This window comes from Rhizobium pantanalense, from assembly GCF_030182525.1.
In the GTDB taxonomy this organism is placed as follows: domain Bacteria; phylum Pseudomonadota; class Alphaproteobacteria; order Rhizobiales; family Rhizobiaceae; genus Rhizobium.
The window spans coordinates 1-14360 of sequence record NZ_JAQJCH010000028.1 but is presented as its reverse complement, the minus strand read 5'-3'; the positions used below and the strand labels follow the sequence as shown (position 1 = coordinate 14360).

The 14360-nt window shown below is 58.6% G+C and carries 13 protein-coding genes; 9 read left to right on the top strand and 4 right to left on the bottom strand.

Going from position 1 to position 14360, the window contains the following annotated elements; all coding sequences use genetic code 11:
• The first annotated feature begins 372 nt into the window (after positions 1 to 372).
• Positions 373 to 1509, top strand: a complete 1137-nt coding sequence (locus PH558_RS33800) for an efflux RND transporter periplasmic adaptor subunit (RefSeq protein ID WP_285208536.1) — start codon at positions 373 to 375, stop codon at positions 1507 to 1509.
• Between the two features lie 6 nt (positions 1510 to 1515).
• Positions 1516 to 4668: an efflux RND transporter permease subunit gene (locus tag PH558_RS33795; protein ID WP_285208535.1), complete on the top strand. Its 3153-nt coding sequence runs from the start codon at positions 1516 to 1518 to the stop codon at positions 4666 to 4668.
• 144 nt (positions 4669 to 4812) lie between these two features.
• On the opposite strand, the gene PH558_RS33790 is transcribed toward PH558_RS33795, so the two are convergent.
• The 3 genes from PH558_RS33790 to PH558_RS34325 all read right to left on the bottom strand — a co-directional run bounded on the left by PH558_RS33790 (position 4813) and on the right by PH558_RS34325 (position 6073).
• On the bottom strand, positions 4813 to 5178 hold the full coding sequence (locus PH558_RS33790; protein ID WP_285208534.1) for a type II toxin-antitoxin system VapC family toxin: 366 nt from the start codon (positions 5176 to 5178) through the stop codon (positions 4813 to 4815).
• Complete coding sequence (locus tag PH558_RS33785; RefSeq protein WP_095437812.1) at positions 5172 to 5387, bottom strand: ribbon-helix-helix domain-containing protein; 216 nt, start codon at positions 5385 to 5387, stop codon at positions 5172 to 5174. Before PH558_RS33785 ends, PH558_RS33790 begins: the two co-directional genes overlap by 7 nt.
• Before the next feature lie 326 nt (positions 5388 to 5713).
• Positions 5714 to 6073 carry a hypothetical protein gene (locus PH558_RS34325; RefSeq protein ID WP_158225461.1) on the bottom strand — a complete coding sequence of 120 codons (360 nt, stop codon included), beginning with the start codon at positions 6071 to 6073 and terminating at the stop codon, positions 5714 to 5716.
• Positions 6074 to 6187: 114 nt separating this feature from the next.
• Here PH558_RS34325 and PH558_RS34320 point away from each other — a divergent pair, with 114 nt between their 5' ends.
• The 7 genes from PH558_RS34320 (at position 6188) to PH558_RS33750 (ending at position 13204) form a co-directional block, all read left to right on the top strand.
• Complete coding sequence (locus PH558_RS34320; RefSeq protein WP_158225460.1) at positions 6188 to 6850, top strand: helix-turn-helix domain-containing protein; 663 nt, start codon at positions 6188 to 6190, stop codon at positions 6848 to 6850.
• Positions 6851 to 6998: 148 nt separating this feature from the next.
• Entirely contained in the window at positions 6999 to 7691 is a 693-nt protein-coding gene (locus tag PH558_RS33775; protein ID WP_146214418.1) for a hypothetical protein, read from the top strand.
• Between the two features lie 169 nt (positions 7692 to 7860).
• Positions 7861 to 8469 (top strand): hypothetical protein, encoded by a 609-nt coding sequence (locus PH558_RS33770; protein WP_095437809.1) that lies wholly within the window; start codon positions 7861 to 7863, stop codon positions 8467 to 8469.
• Positions 8470 to 8529: 60 nt separating this feature from the next.
• Positions 8530 to 9171: a hypothetical protein gene (locus PH558_RS33765; RefSeq protein WP_285208533.1), complete on the top strand. Its 642-nt coding sequence runs from the start codon at positions 8530 to 8532 to the stop codon at positions 9169 to 9171.
• A gap of 164 nt (positions 9172 to 9335) precedes the next feature.
• Positions 9336 to 9884 carry a hypothetical protein gene (locus PH558_RS33760; RefSeq protein ID WP_285208532.1) on the top strand — a complete coding sequence of 183 codons (549 nt, stop codon included), beginning with the start codon at positions 9336 to 9338 and terminating at the stop codon, positions 9882 to 9884.
• 149 nt (positions 9885 to 10033) lie between these two features.
• A complete protein-coding gene (locus PH558_RS33755; RefSeq protein WP_285208531.1) occupies positions 10034 to 10624 on the top strand; it encodes a hypothetical protein in 591 nt (196 codons plus the stop codon).
• A gap of 408 nt (positions 10625 to 11032) precedes the next feature.
• A complete protein-coding gene (locus tag PH558_RS33750; RefSeq protein ID WP_285208530.1) occupies positions 11033 to 13204 on the top strand; it encodes a CHASE2 domain-containing protein in 2172 nt (723 codons plus the stop codon).
• 34 nt (positions 13205 to 13238) lie between these two features.
• Here PH558_RS33750 and PH558_RS33745 read toward each other — a convergent pair whose 3' ends face one another.
• On the bottom strand, positions 13239 to 14270 hold the full coding sequence (locus PH558_RS33745) for a FecR family protein (RefSeq protein ID WP_285208529.1): 1032 nt from the start codon (positions 14268 to 14270) through the stop codon (positions 13239 to 13241).
• Positions 14271 to 14360 lie beyond the last annotated feature (90 nt).

Sequence of the window (14360 nt, the reverse complement as noted above, 5' to 3'; positions counted from 1 at the left end):
GAAATCCCTCGCGCTCAAAATAGCGTTCGAGAATATCGGAGATTTCCGGCTCGTCTTCCACGATCAATATCAGTGCATTTTCCATCCAAGGCTCCTTTATCGGAAAGTAACGCCAGACATGGCCTGCGCGTCAACATTCCTTCGCTCTCCTCGATGAAACCTCCACATAACGTCGACCGAAGGCCAACAATCTCAATGTCTGCTTAGGCTCGGAAAAAAGTGCCATTCGCGCCCGGCACTGAAGCGGGCTTCTTTCGGATAGTGCATGCCGTCAACACGCAGAGCGACGATCTCGGCACGTCACGGTCAATTGGGAATATATCTATGCGATCTGCATTCAAGCTGCCTTCCTGGAAGGCGATATTGGCGGCAATGGCGATGCTTGTGCTGGCTTCCAGCCAGGTGCGCGCCCAGGAGAGCGGCGAAATTCCCCCGCCTGCCGTCGGTATCCTGCAGATCAAGACGCACCCAGTGCCTGTCATGAGCGAGCTTCCCGGTCGCATCGCCGCGACCAGGATCTCCGAGGTGCGCGCCCGCGTCTCGGGCATTCTCCAGGAGCGCGTCTTTCAGCAGGGCAGCCTCGTGCATCAGGGCGACGTCCTTTACCGGATCGATCCCAAGCTGTTTCAGGTGCGGGTCGCGAGTGCCAGGGCGGCCTTGCAGAAAGCAAAGGCCGTCCAGGCCAATGCGAGGCAGCAACTGGAACGCCAGCGCTCGCTGCGTGAGCGCAATGTCTCGACCGCCGTCGACTATGATACCGCGGCCGTCAATCTGGCACAGGCCGACGCCGATGTCGCGGCTCAGCAAGCCGCTCTCGACGAAGCCGAGATCAATCTGGACCACACCGAGGTAAAAGCGCCCATCACCGGCATTATCGGGGGCGCTCTCGTGACGGAGGGAACGCTCGTGACAGCCGAGGGCACATCCAATCTCGCGCTCATCCAGCAGATCGATCCGGTCTATGCCGATTTCACGCAATCCGCGCAGGACCTGCTGGAGCTGAAGCGCGCCGTCAGCGAAGGCAAGCTCCAGAGCCCTGCACCCGGACAGGCATCCGTCGAGCTCGTGTTCGACGGCGGAAAGACCTATACCAAGCCGGGCAAGCTCCTCTTTTCGAATGCGAACGTGGATCCCAATACGGGGCAGGTCACACTGCGGGCCGAATTTCCCAACCCCGATGGCGATCTTCTGCCGGGCATGTATGTCCGCGTGCGCATCGAGCAGGCCGTCCAGCAAAACGGTATCACAGTTCCGCAAAGAGCGGTGACAAGGGACGCCCAAGGCAACCCTCAGGTTCTCGTGCTCGCCGCCGACCAAACAGCACAGGTGCGCAACATCGTCCTCGGTGCGTCTTTTGGCGCGGAATGGTTCGTGCTTTCCGGGCTGAAGGATGGCGAAACCATCATTGCCGAAGGGGTCCAGAAGGTCACGCCCGGTGGCAAAGTCGTCGCCGAACCATGGACGCCGCAGAACGCCGAGCCGAATACCTCAGACCAGGCCGCAAAGTAACAAATCATGGCACAGTTCTTTATCAGGCGACCCGTCCTCGCATGGGTCTTCGCATTCTTCATCATGATCGCGGGAATCATTACCATCCCGATATTGCCGGTCGCGCAATATCCGGCCGTCGCTCCTCCGCAGCTTTCCATTTCCGCCTCCTATCCAGGCGCTTCCCCGCAGGAAATCTATCAGGGGGTGACTCGGCTGATCGAGCAGGAGCTGAACGGCGTCCATGGTATTGCCTATTTCGAGTCGACCTCCGACAATTCCGGCTCGGTGAGCATCAACGCCACCTTCGTCTCCGGAACCGATATCGGCAAGGCGACGGTCGACGTACAAAATGCGGTGCGACGCATCGAGGCGCGGCTGCCGCAGACGGTTCGCACGCAAGGTATTCAGGTCGAAGAAGCCAGTGCCGGCTTCCTGCTGATCGCAGCCCTGACTTCGACCGACGGCAAGTTGGATGAGATCGCGCTCGGCGACTATATCAACCGCAATATCCTCGGAGAACTGCGTCGCCTTCCCGGCGTCGGCCGTGCGCAGGTCTTCGCCTCGCAGCGGGCACTGCGCGTCTGGATCGACCCGGACAAGATGGTCGGTCTTCATCTGACAGCGGCCGACATCAGCGCGGCAATCGCCGCCCAGAACGCGCAGGTCGCAGCCGGTCAGATCGGCGCCACGCCCAATCCGGTCAGCCAGGATCTGACCGCGACCGTAATCGTCGAAGGCCAACTTAACAGTGCGAAGCAATTCGGCGACATCATCCTTCGCGCCAATCCCGATGGCTCGACCGTGCGCCTGCGCGACGTCGCCCGCGTCGAGGACGGCGCGGAAACCTATTCGACCGCAAGCCGGCTCAACGGCAATCCGAGCGCCGGCCTTGCCATCCAGCTTTCCTCGACGGGCAACGCCGTTGCCGTTTCGGGGGCCGTCAAGGCGAAGATGGACGAACTGTCGAAGTTCTTTCCGAAGGGCGTCGAGTATTCGATACCCTATGACACCAGCCCCTTCGTCAATGCCTCGATCGAAAAGGTCGTGCATACGCTGATCGAAGCGATCGTGCTCGTCTTCATCGTGATGTTCGTCTTCCTGCAAAACTTCCGCTACACGATCATCCCGACTCTCGTCGTGCCCGTTGCGCTGCTCGGAACCTGTGCCATCATGTATGCGACAGGCTTCTCCATTAACGTGCTGACCATGTTCGCCATGGTGCTTGCGATCGGCATCCTCGTGGACGACGCGATCGTCGTGGTCGAGAATGTCCAGCGCATCATGGCAGAAGAGGGTTTGTCGCCCAAAGCGGCGACGCAGAAGGCAATGAAGCAGATCACCGGCGCTATCCTCGGCATCACGCTGGTGCTTTCCTGCGTCTTCATTCCAATGGCATTCTTCCCTGGCGCTTCGGGCATCATCTATCGCCAGTTTTCGCTGACCATGGTCGTCTCGATCATGTTCTCAGCTTTCCTGGCGCTGTCGCTAACACCGGCGCTCTGCGCCACCTTCCTGAAGCCGATCGACGGAAATCACCATAACAAGAAAGGGCTGGGGGGCTGGTTCAATCGCAAGTTCGACGGAATGACTGCCGGCTACGCTAAGACGGCAACCGGCCTTGCGCGCCGGTCGGGACGCGTGATGGGCGTCTATCTCGCGCTCGTCATCGGCCTCGGCTATCTTTTCGTCAACTTGCCAGGTTCCTTCGTGCCCGAGGAGGATCAGGGCATCCTGATCGTCGACGTTCAAGGACCGCCCGAGGCGAGCGCCAACCGCACGATCGCGTCGCTGAAGCAGATCGAAGCGATTTTCAAGGCCGAGCCGGCTGTCGAAAACATCTTTGCCGTGCAAGGTTTCAGCTTCTCGGGAAACGGCCCGAACTCGGCCATCGCCTTCGTCACCCTCAAGGACTGGGCCGTACGGCCGGCAGGCAGTTCGGTGCCGGAAATCGCTGCGCGCGTCAACGCACAGCTCGCCGGATTGAAGGATGCCACCTCCTATGCCCTTTCCCCGCCGCCAATCGAAGGTTTCGGGACGACGAGCGGCTTCTCCTTCCGGCTCCAGGATCGCGCCGGACGCGGGCAGAAGGCTCTCAAACAAGCGACGGAAGAGCTGATGGCAAAAGCCGCCAAGAGCAATGTAGTAACCAATGTCCGCGTCGAGGGCATGCAGGAAGCCGCCCAGATCGTGCTCGCGATCGACCGCGAGAAGGCGAACACTTTCGGCGTCGGCTTCACCGACATCAACGATGCGATCACCGCCAATCTCGGCTCTTCCTACATCAACGACTATCCCAATGCGGGCAGCATGCAGCGGGTCGTCGTGCAGGCGGACGACCGCAGCCGCATGCAGGTGGAAGACATGATGAAGCTGAACGTCCGCAACGCGAGCGGCGGAATGGTACCGCTCGCGTCGTTTGCGACCGCCGACTGGCGCAGGGGCGATCCGCAGATCGTCGGCTACAACGGTTATCCGACGATCCGTATCACCGGGGAAGCAGCGTCAGGCAAGTCGTCAGGTGCCGCCATTGCCGAGATGGAACGCCTCGCATCCGAACTTCCCGACGGTTTCGGTTACGAGTGGTCCGGCCAGTCGCGCGAGGAAATCACCTCCGGCAACCAGGCGCCGATCCTCTTCGCCTTCAGTATCCTCTTCGTCTTCCTGCTGCTGGCAGGCCTCTATGAGAGCTGGTCGATCCCGCTGTCGGTCATGCTTGTCGTGCCGCTCGGCATTATCGGCTGCGTGCTGGCGGCAATCCTGCGCGACATGCCGAACGATCTCTATTTCAAAGTGGGGCTCATCGCGATCATCGGACTGTCGGCGAAGAACGCCATCCTGATCGTCGAGTTCGCGAGGGATTATTACGCGCAGGGCAAGTCCCTATTGGACTCGGCGACCGAGGCAGCCCGCGTCCGCTTCCGCCCTATCGTGATGACGTCGCTTGCCTTCACACTCGGCGTCGTGCCGCTGGCGATCGCAACGGGTCCCAGTGCCGCCAGCCAGAACGCGATCGGCACGGGCGTCCTCGGCGGCATGATCTCCGCAACGGTCCTTGCCGTCTTCTTCGTCCCGGTCTTTTTCGTCTTTGTGCTGTCCCTCCTCCGGACCAAAAGGCCGGCCGAAGAGAAGGGTGCGGGCGCCGACGTCCCGCCCGCACCCACCGCCGATCCTGGATGAAAGGGATAATGATCTTCCAAGACCGCCTTGTACCGCCCGATCATGCCGGGGAATTCGAGCAGTGTTATTAAACCCAATGCTCTTGATGGGATACGAACCGATGATCTATGACAAGCGTTAGCTGCTATCTCACTGACAAGACTGTCAGATTTCATAAGGCACTCGAATGTCCGGCATTTCCCGTGGGAAATCCTTGGTGTTTCGGGTGATCAGCAACATCGAGTGGACATTGGCCGTTGCCCAGATAATAGCATCTGGGAGCTTGATGCGATGCAGTTGTCTTAAAGATACCGCTCGTTCGGCTATAGCGCCGTCGACAGCTACGACCGCAAAATCCGCCAAGAATGCACGCGTTCCGATCGCCACCTCTGGCTTAGCGCCTACGAGAATCTCCATCCAGGTAATAATGCTAATCGCCTTTTCGCGATATCTTGTCAGTTCGTCGCGCGCTTGCGGTACGGCATTAAGATAGTCGATCAAGATATTGGTATCGAAGAGAGACTTTACCATTCGCCGCGCATGTTCTCCTGATACGCCAAGCCATCGATCTGTCGATCACCCCAGAGCCCGAATGCATCCGCTGCGCTTTCCGTACTGTTCCTAGCTAGAAAATCATTGATCGCCTTACGGATCAGGGCCGCCCTTGACACTTTTTCCCTCTGTGCCAGCCGGTCCAACGCTTTGACTTCTGGGTCGCCGATATCCACCAACGTTCTCATGAGAAACTCCGATATATGATATCAGCAATATATATCATTCTTGATAGCTCTCTTCAATGGCAAAGCGTGTCCATTTACGTTGGGATTTCACCTAGCTTTGTATTTCGCTATGACCCTTCGCGGCGATTGAATGGATTAATATCAGCGGCTTTAAGCGGCAGCGCATCCAGAGCCTCTTCGCGGTGAACGCAGCTAGGTTTATCCAATAGACTTGGCTGCGAATGCCAGTGCAAACGCATGCAGTGACGTGCTCCAAGTTGGATCGAAAACTACGGGCGTCTCTTTTGAAATGCCGACGCTTCAGAGAGCGTTAAGCCTACACCAAACTAGTGCGTTCTCCTTCTTCCCAAGTCTAGCAATAAAACATTCGACATCACTAATATAATCAGAAGTGGCAATTTCTCGAGCACGGGAGATGTGGTGATTTGGCGCTTCCGCAGGGAGAGCTGGGCGCGATCGCTAGCTTTCACTTCGCGACCGCCGGAATTGACGCGCCCTTTGATGCCTGGCGGTCCCTCCTCTCGATAATTTTCGAAAGCGCCCCGTCGAAGGCCAGTTCGCCGAGCAATTTTCACGCAGATCTCATGGTCCATCATTTCGGGTCTTTCCTTCTGTGTCGGACCGTCACCGGCAGTGGACGATACAGGCGTACGGAAACGACCCAAATTCGAGATGATATCGATCATATCGTCATTTCCTCCTGCGTGCGCGGTGTCATTGCTCTCGCCGATCCCGCTTCTCGGCGCCTACGGCAGGGTGACGTCGCGATATTCGATCTATCCGCGCCAGCGGCTTTTGCAATGACTGCCGCCGAAGGCATTCATCTGATCTTACCTCGGACCCTGCTGCCAGCCTCCTTGGCGCCGGTGTATCCGACTGCCTGCCGCATTCTGGCTCGAGATACCGCCATGGCGATTTTCATTCGCGGAATTCTAGATGCTTTGATGAGCGCGGTCTCGCGATTGACATCCGCGGAAGCAATCGCGCTTGGAGGGTCTGTGCCGAATCTGCTTGCGTCCTGCCTTGGACCGGCAGCACCTTCAGCGGAGACTAAAGGCGATCTCGGGCGACGACTGCGTCGCCATATCGAGGACAATCTGCATCACAGCGATCTCACCCTATCACGCCTGACGCGGGATCTCGGCGTTTCGCGCAGCCAGCTTTATCGACAATTCGGAGCAACAGGCGGTGTCGAGGCATATATCCGCCGGCGTCGCCTACGCCGCTGCCTCCTCATTTTGTGCGATGCGCGCCACGCCGACAGGCGAATTGGAGACATTGCCTACGAGATGGGATTCACCGACGAGGCCCATTTCAGCCGGCTGTTTCGACGATTGTTTGGATTATCGCCTCGCAGTGCGCGCAATGCGGCTCGCGGTGATTCATCTGATTTGAGCGGTTTGCTCTGGCCCGCCGGTGGTGGTTCCTTTGGCAGCTGGCTTACCTCGCTTACCACCGGTTGAGATCGCACGGCTTGGGACGGTCGTCCAAGTTTCTGGAACGCTCGCCTCAGGACGACCGCCATGAATATTAGTAGTCTCAAATGCACATAACACGGGAAATCTAACAGAAATACACGCAAGACTGGAACCAAGCCCAGCGAAAGGAAGCATGCCGATGTCGATACAAATGACGAACTCAGGTTCCGATGCTCCGCAGGACACTTCGCCGGCGACGACCGGGACTGCTTTCACGCTGTCTGCCGCCAACGGATCAACCGTACCGGGTGTTCAGTACTTCAATGTGTTTCCGCCAGCGCTGAAAAGCCCTTCGGCAAAATTTCAAATCCTCACGGCCCTGGTGTCGGATCCGACACCGCAGAATGCCACGGCGACTCTGACATGGACCGGCGGAGCCAATGCGCTGACTTTGTTTGCCCTCGTCGATGGCAAGAGCCCCATCAACGTCCAGGGAACGCCGGTGGCATTGGGGGATACGGTTGCCGTGGCCTGGGCCGATGGTGTGTTTACAATTACGCCGGCCACTGGCGGTCCGGCCGGCGCAATCGAAGTCACGTTTGCTGCGGGTGTGCCGGTCGAGAGTCAGATCGGCCTGGTCGTCGGCCCCGCACCCATCCTCGTCCCCATCCCCATCGGATTGTCGCCTTTAACGCTCGAGCCGGATCTGTCGCCGGCCGTCACGGTGAATTTCGGTACTGCTTTTCAACTGCCCAAACCCGACGAGTCCGACCTCAGCAAGGCCGCGACCATCACTTTCGTGGACGATACCTCGGCATCTGCCGGTCCAGCCTTCGTCGCTCAGATCAAGGTCGGGCTGGATAACCAGATCGTTGAAGTCCCCTGACATTCAACGAGCATGCCCGGCAACCGTCACGCCCATGCCGGGCGCCCCTCGCTGCTCCAAAATCTCTCCTCAACGACGAGCGGCGAGGGGCACAGGCCCGCACGTTTCATCCCCGGAGGCGATGCGGGCCTTCAACACTCCCGGGAACCTCAAGAGAAAGGCAAAGACAATGACGACCTATTCCCTGACATGCGTCAACAATTCCCAACTCTCCGGCAGCTTCGCTGTCTTCCAAAAGGCTCCGCCGATGACCGTTCCCGGGAACGTGTTTTCGCTGGCCTGGTTTGCCCGACCGACTGCGCCGGGCAGCCGCGTAACCTTCACTTGGAGCCTCGACTACAGCTTCCTGTGGTCGGAAACGGGCCTGCTTCAGCCGGGCATCAATTTTGCGGCCACCCAGGTTCTGCCGGCCGATCCGAACGGTCAGAACCTGATCCAACTGACGCAGGACAAATATGGCGCGACAACCTTCGTCAATCAGAGCAGCACGGGCGCCCTCGGTTCGCTGACTATCCAGCAATTGTCCAACGTCGCACCGGCCAAGACTTCCGTCGGCATCGGCATGGCCGGTTCGGGTACCTTCGCCGTCCAGGCGGCTCCGAACATGACGGCGGTCTTCACCCCGCATCCAAACTACTGGGTGATGTTCGGCAACTACGAGACCGGCGACGTCATCGACATCGAGGACGTAACCGGCGCTGTCGAAGCCACCTATGGCGGCGCCTTGACCTCGCGGACCGCGACGCTCGGCCTCGACAACCTGATCAGCGTCGCCTGACGCCCTTGACGGCGGCTGACACGGCCGCCGTCTCTTCTCCCAAGACCGTAGGAGGCAGCAATGCAGGAATACACGCTTACCTGTATCAACAATTCCGAACTGCATGGAAGCTTCGCACTTTATCAGGTCCCGCCTCAGGCACGTGGACCAACAGGGCCTGCTAGCCTCGTTTGGCTGGCGCGACCGGCAGCACCGGGCACTCATGTGCGTTTTTCCTGGTCCACTGAAATAGGCTTCATCTGGGGCGAACGCGGCACCTTCCGCGGGCAAACGACCTTTACCGCCTACCAGTACGTTGCCGCCGACCCCGACCGTGAGAATGTCATCGACCTGACGGCGGACAATTTCGGAGCGCCGACATTCCAGAATCTGCGCATCGGCGGTCCGCAGGGAACGATGACCGTCCGCCAGCTCAGCGTCACCTTCGATTTCCCAGTTCACCTTGGCGTCGCACTCGGAAAATCGCCGATCTATACCGTCGATTTCAACGCGAACGTCCTCAGCACTTTCATCCCGCATCGCGATCGCTGCTGGGTCGCATTCGGCAGCTACACCGCTGGTGAAGCGCTCGACGTCGGGGCACTCACCAATGTCCAGGTCGTTGATTTCAGCTCGACGTCGCCATCCCAGGAAGTGATCCTGACCCCGCAAAACATCCTGCGCAAGGCCACGGCACGGAACATTAGCCGGCCTTTCGCCTGAATGATGGAGGCGGCATAAGCGCGCCTTCTTGAACACACACAGACACGGCGGACGGCGCGATTTCGCTCACCGCCACAGCAGGTCCGGCAGCATGCCTTGCCGGTCAACGCTCCCCGCATGCCGCGAGGAACGTTCTTGTCCCTATAGTGAAAAGGAAAATCATCATGCAAACAAGAAACCTATGCGGCCGCATCCTGGCTGCAATGCTGACCGGTCTTGTTGCGCTCGGCGCGGCAAGCACCGCGGAAGCCTACTCCGCCTATCGGAGGGTTACAGCAGACGCCCAGACGGGCGTTGTAGCCTGGGGAGCAGCGAATTTCGGCGTCGGCGGAAATCCATCGACCCTATCATTCTTCTACTATGCGAGCGATGCTGCCGCGCGCCTCGCCATGCCTGCAGCCCAGTGCTTCATAAAGGTGGACCTCGGCGCGCTGGTCAATCCGCTGCAGGGAACCCAGGTTCCAGTTGGCAATGCCGGAATCCAATATCAAGCCAATCCCGCCGACAATCCAGCCCCCCTGCCGTGGAACATCACCTTCGACAATGTTCCCCCCGACCATTGGAGCATTGCAAAAACAGAGATCCAAAATCCGACATCCTCCAATAATGCGGCAAGCAGAGTGGCAGCAGCAGCCTTTCAGGTCCTCGCCAACACGGCCGGCTCCGGTGTCACCGTAATCAACGGGACGTTGCAAAATTGCGCCGCCCAATAGACTTCGATTGAGAGAATCCTAATGTTTATGGGCGCAATGGCTTTCACCGCCGGCCTCCTTGGATCCGGCGGCTTTTCACGGGAGAATTCGTTATGGCAGTGCTTCATCATGCTTTCCGCTGTGCGGTCACTCCAGCCTTCGAGCAGAAGGTGCGCGACCTCGCCGCCGCATGGGAAGCCGGTGACCGCGACAGGCTTTCTGCCATGGCGGTCGGCAGATATGCGGCACTCCGCGAACGCGAAGATGTTCATGCGGCTTTCTATCTTGCCCCGGACGGTGCTGCATTATCCTGGCTGCAACCGCAATTCATAAGGCTGGGGCTTGCCGCCTTGGTGTCGCTTGCCGAGGATTTCGTCCCAATCCCGTCCTTGAGTGCCAGCGACGATACGAACCATCATCGTTTGGCATCCCACCTGCCGGCGCTCGGCTGGTCGGCCGATGAAATCAACTTTCTTGTCCATGGGCGATCGATAGAAACAATGCTCCACCACTATGTGAGTTCGGAGGAACTGCTTGATCCTGGCCAATTCCGTCACACCGGCGGCTGGACCCCTCCTGGGATGACGCAAAGACTACGGGCAAAACTTGATCAGTTGACGCAAGGCAAGCCACCAAAAGCTGGGAAGGCAGCCCAATCGGCGTGGGATCTGCTTGATGAAAGCAAGGCACTGGAAGATGCGCGCAGAATGGTTGCAGCTCTAAACAGCGACGACTGGCTCGTGATGGCCATCACGCATTGAGTTTTCTAACCCCTAAAGAAGACGAGCTGGCTTGCAGGGGGATCGGCGAAAGCTTGGTCCCCAACATCCAAAGGGCTATGTCGTCAAGTTTCACAACGCTTTAACCCCGATTTTCATTTGAGGGTGGCCCATTCAGTCATGGGGAACCAATTGATGAGTCTGCCATATCGATATCGAAGCATATAACGACGAAACGCAAAGTTGTGTGAAATCTCTCGACGCTAATGAACACCTCAACTATCGCCGTGCAAAAATTCTGTTCTCTATCTCTTCGATATTTTGATCATTGCATCGCTCTCGGTAACAAGGCAGCATATTCTTCCTTGGTGCAGCAGACCAATAGATTTTTGTATTTCTTCTAACCTTTACTTATTGCCGGGGATGCACGGCAAAAGGGCTGACACCACAATGGTGACGCGTGCGCAGCAAATTGGCGTCGTTATCGGCCTGACCTTCGTCACGGCATTGACGATCCTGCGGGCCAGTGATCCTCCCTTGCTAAGGCTCGCGCGCGATTTGACATTCGACCAGTATCAGCGCCTAGTGCCGCGGACGTTCGAGAACCAGCCTGTGCGGGTCGTCGACATAGACGAGGCTTCGCTGCGGGAGTTCGGTCAATGGCCCTGGCCAAGAGACCGGATTGCCGCGCTTGTCGACAGGCTTTCCGATCTGGGCGCGGCCGCTATCGCTTTCGATATCCTCTTCGCCGAGCCGGACCGTCTGTCGCCACACAACATCATTCGCAATGTCATTGGCATCGATCCGTCACTGCTTGGCAAACTACCGGATAACGATGAGATTTTTTCCCAATCGTTATCGGGAAGGCCGGTGGTTCTGGGCTTCGGTCTCTCCAACGAGGGAAACTATCTGCCGCCAGTCAAGGCAGGGTTTGCCTATACCGGCGAAGATCCCTCCGGTGCGCCGCCTGCAATCAAGGCGGCCACGCCGCTGCAGCCGCAATTGGAAGCCCATGCAGCGGGGCTCGGCCATATCAGCCTTAACCCGGGCACATCTTCGGCGGTGGTACGCGCGGTTCCGCTTTTTCTTAGCGACGGCAAGCAGCTTTATCCCAATCTCGCGCTTGAGGCGCTTCGCGTCGCACAGGGAGCCTCCACCTACGTGCTTGACGCCGCGCCGCACACACCCAATACACTCACCCGGGTCAAGATCGGCAATTTCGTCGTGCCGGTAACGGCAGCGGGCGAGCTTTGGCTCTATGTCAGCCGCGATACCGCGGAGCGATATATTTCGGCAAGCAAGATACTCGCAACCGAAGGCGCCTCCGCCGGTATCAAAACCGCCATCGAAGGCAGTATCGTTTTCGTCGGAACCTCCGCTTCCGGCCTCCAGGATGTCCGCACGACCGCCCTTGACGAGAATGTGCCGGGTGTCTCCATCCACGCGCAGATCGTCGAGCAGATCCTTTCAGGCCGCTTCCTTTCCCGGCCGGATTGGGCAAATGGGCTGGAAATCCTGTCCATCGCCGTCTTGGGCAGCCTTCTGGTGATCGTCACAACCTTCGTCAATCCGGCCGCAGCCCTCGCCTGCGGCCTGCTAATTACCTTTTTTGCCCTTGTGGCCTCCTGGGCCGCTTTTCTTTATGGGGGACTTCTCTTCGACCCGCTGGCGCCGATCGTCTCGGGATCGATCACGCACTTCGCTGCAACGGCATTCCGCTTTCTCGTGACGGATCGGGAGCGGCGCGACGTACGGCGGGCTTTCGGCCATTATCTCTCGCCATCGCTGCTCCATCGCATCGAGCATACGCGCAACGCACTACGCCTCGGGGGAGATGAACGCGAACTGACGGTCATGTTCGTCGATGTGCGAAACTTTACCCAGATTAGCGAGGAGATAGGCCCGAGCGCCGTCGTCGCGTTTCTGAACACGCTTCTCGATGCGCTCAGCCATCATGTCATCGTCAATGACGGCACGCTCGACAAGTTCATCGGAGACTCGATCATGGCCTTCTGGAATGCCCCCGTCGATGTCCCTGATCATGCCGGCAAGGCCGTGCGGGCGGCTCTCGGCATGCGGGAAACACTCGCCCGCCTCAATGGCACCGATGCCTTCGGTTTCGGAGACGCGCGGCGGGTCGGAATAGGCATCGGCATCCATACGGGGCTTGCATGCGTCGGCAATATGGGGGCCGAGACCCGTTTCAATTATACGGCAGTTGGTGACGCCGTGAACATTGCCGCGCGTATCGAATCCGCCTGCAAGGAGGTCAATTTCGATATTCTGGTCTCCGGATCGACGGCAGGTTTGCTGCCCGATTGCGCTTTACTCGAAGCGGGAACGCTGATGCTGAAAGGTAAGAGTATGCGAACCAAACTCTTTGCGGTGGTCGGCGACGAACGCGTGGCGAGATCCGCCGGATTTATCGACCTGCAGGCTACGCACAGGCAGCTAGTCAATGCACTTCGGGTGCGCTCGACAGGCAGCCGCAAACTCCTCAGCGCCGCCAAACTTAAGGCGCAAGCCGCTGCAACAGGACTGCTGCAGGATTTTTACAGCCAGATTTCACGACGAGGCGGACACTTCGTCGACGAGACTGCGGACAAGGCAGCCGAAATCTAACTGATTTGATAGCCATCCTTCGCAACTCACCGTCCTATCGATGGCGATCTCCGCCACCGTGATGGTCACGATTGCCTTGGCTGTCCTGGTCGTCTCCCTGGTGATCATCCCATCCGTGATCGCCCCTGCCATGATGGCCGTGATGTTCATGGTGATTGTGATGCTCGCCTTCGTCGTCATCGTGCTCGTGCGGTTTGCCGGATTTGTCGGGCGCACTTGGCGGATTTGAGACATCCGGCGTGCTGGGAGTTTCATGTGGTGCGGCAGGCGCCTCGGCGTGTGGCGATCCCTGGAGGTTGGGTGCGCTAGGCATATCGTGCGGTGCCGGTGCAGGATTGTTTGCCGGAGCGTTGCGTGGAGATATGCCGTTAGGCCGATCTCTCATCGCCGCCGACAGGCCGCAACCACCACCACCGACAAAACCCATTCGCCCTGAAAGTTGCTGATCCCCGGACAGAAACGGCAGAGCCCGCTGGTTGCCCAGCCTTTTGAGAACGTCGCGATTGACCCGGCGAGGTTCGCTGATCTGGCCATTACGCTTCGCAACGACGCAATCACATTGCTGTTTCAGCTGCCTGCAGCCGCCAGCGCCGCAGAATTGCGCGGCGCCGTTTAACAGGACGACCGCCGTCGTGCCGTTTGCTCCGACATAAAAATCGAAAGCGGTTCCGCGCACGCCGATCGTTCCGGCCGGAGTCACGATCTGATAGGCCGAGTGGTTCGAATTTCCGCTCATCCAGCGAAAGCTGCCCTTTGCCGCATTTATGGTCAGCTTTTTCACTGTGCCCGAGTCATCGAACACGAATTTGTCGATGGTAACGGACGATCCGGCTCCGACTGCCAGTCTCGTGCCGTCCCGAAATGTGAACTGTCCGAGGCCCGAAATCGAGGTGCGAATTTGCTCGTCCCGATGAACGGGATCATCGACCGCCAGCGGACCGCCAGCGCCCGTAACCTCAGTTTTAATCAGCACCGCCTGGCCGACCTCCTCGGTGGCTTTCGAAGACAATGGTGCGAGCAGCATGGCGCTCAACACAACGGTCACGGCGTGACGGAGATAAAACACCGCACCCTCCCCAAGTTTATCCATGTTTTAGCACAATATATCTTTGAATACAAATTACAATTTTTGATTATATCTGCGTATGTTCTGCTA

What these genes read in the sequence shown, in the direction of transcription:
- PH558_RS34325 (WP_158225461.1), bottom strand. Translation starts at nt 6,073, where the DNA reads ATGATCGATATCATCTCGAATTTGGGTCGTTTCCGTACGCCTGTATCG.
- PH558_RS33775 (WP_146214418.1), top strand. Translation starts at nt 6,999, where the DNA reads ATGCCGATGTCGATACAAATGACGAACTCAGGTTCCGATGCTCCGCAG.
- PH558_RS33765 (WP_285208533.1), top strand. Translation starts at nt 8,530, where the DNA reads ATGCAGGAATACACGCTTACCTGTATCAACAATTCCGAACTGCATGGA.
- PH558_RS33785 (WP_095437812.1), bottom strand. Translation starts at nt 5,387, where the DNA reads ATGAGAACGTTGGTGGATATCGGCGACCCAGAAGTCAAAGCGTTGGAC.
- PH558_RS33750 (WP_285208530.1), top strand. Translation starts at nt 11,033, where the DNA reads ATGGTGACGCGTGCGCAGCAAATTGGCGTCGTTATCGGCCTGACCTTC.
- PH558_RS34320 (WP_158225460.1), top strand. Translation starts at nt 6,188, where the DNA reads ATGACTGCCGCCGAAGGCATTCATCTGATCTTACCTCGGACCCTGCTG.
- PH558_RS33790 (WP_285208534.1), bottom strand. Translation starts at nt 5,178, where the DNA reads ATGGTAAAGTCTCTCTTCGATACCAATATCTTGATCGACTATCTTAAT.
- PH558_RS33800 (WP_285208536.1), top strand. Translation starts at nt 373, where the DNA reads ATGGCGATGCTTGTGCTGGCTTCCAGCCAGGTGCGCGCCCAGGAGAGC.
- PH558_RS33795 (WP_285208535.1), top strand. Translation starts at nt 1,516, where the DNA reads ATGGCACAGTTCTTTATCAGGCGACCCGTCCTCGCATGGGTCTTCGCA.
- PH558_RS33770 (WP_095437809.1), top strand. Translation starts at nt 7,861, where the DNA reads ATGACGACCTATTCCCTGACATGCGTCAACAATTCCCAACTCTCCGGC.
- PH558_RS33760 (WP_285208532.1), top strand. Translation starts at nt 9,336, where the DNA reads ATGCAAACAAGAAACCTATGCGGCCGCATCCTGGCTGCAATGCTGACC.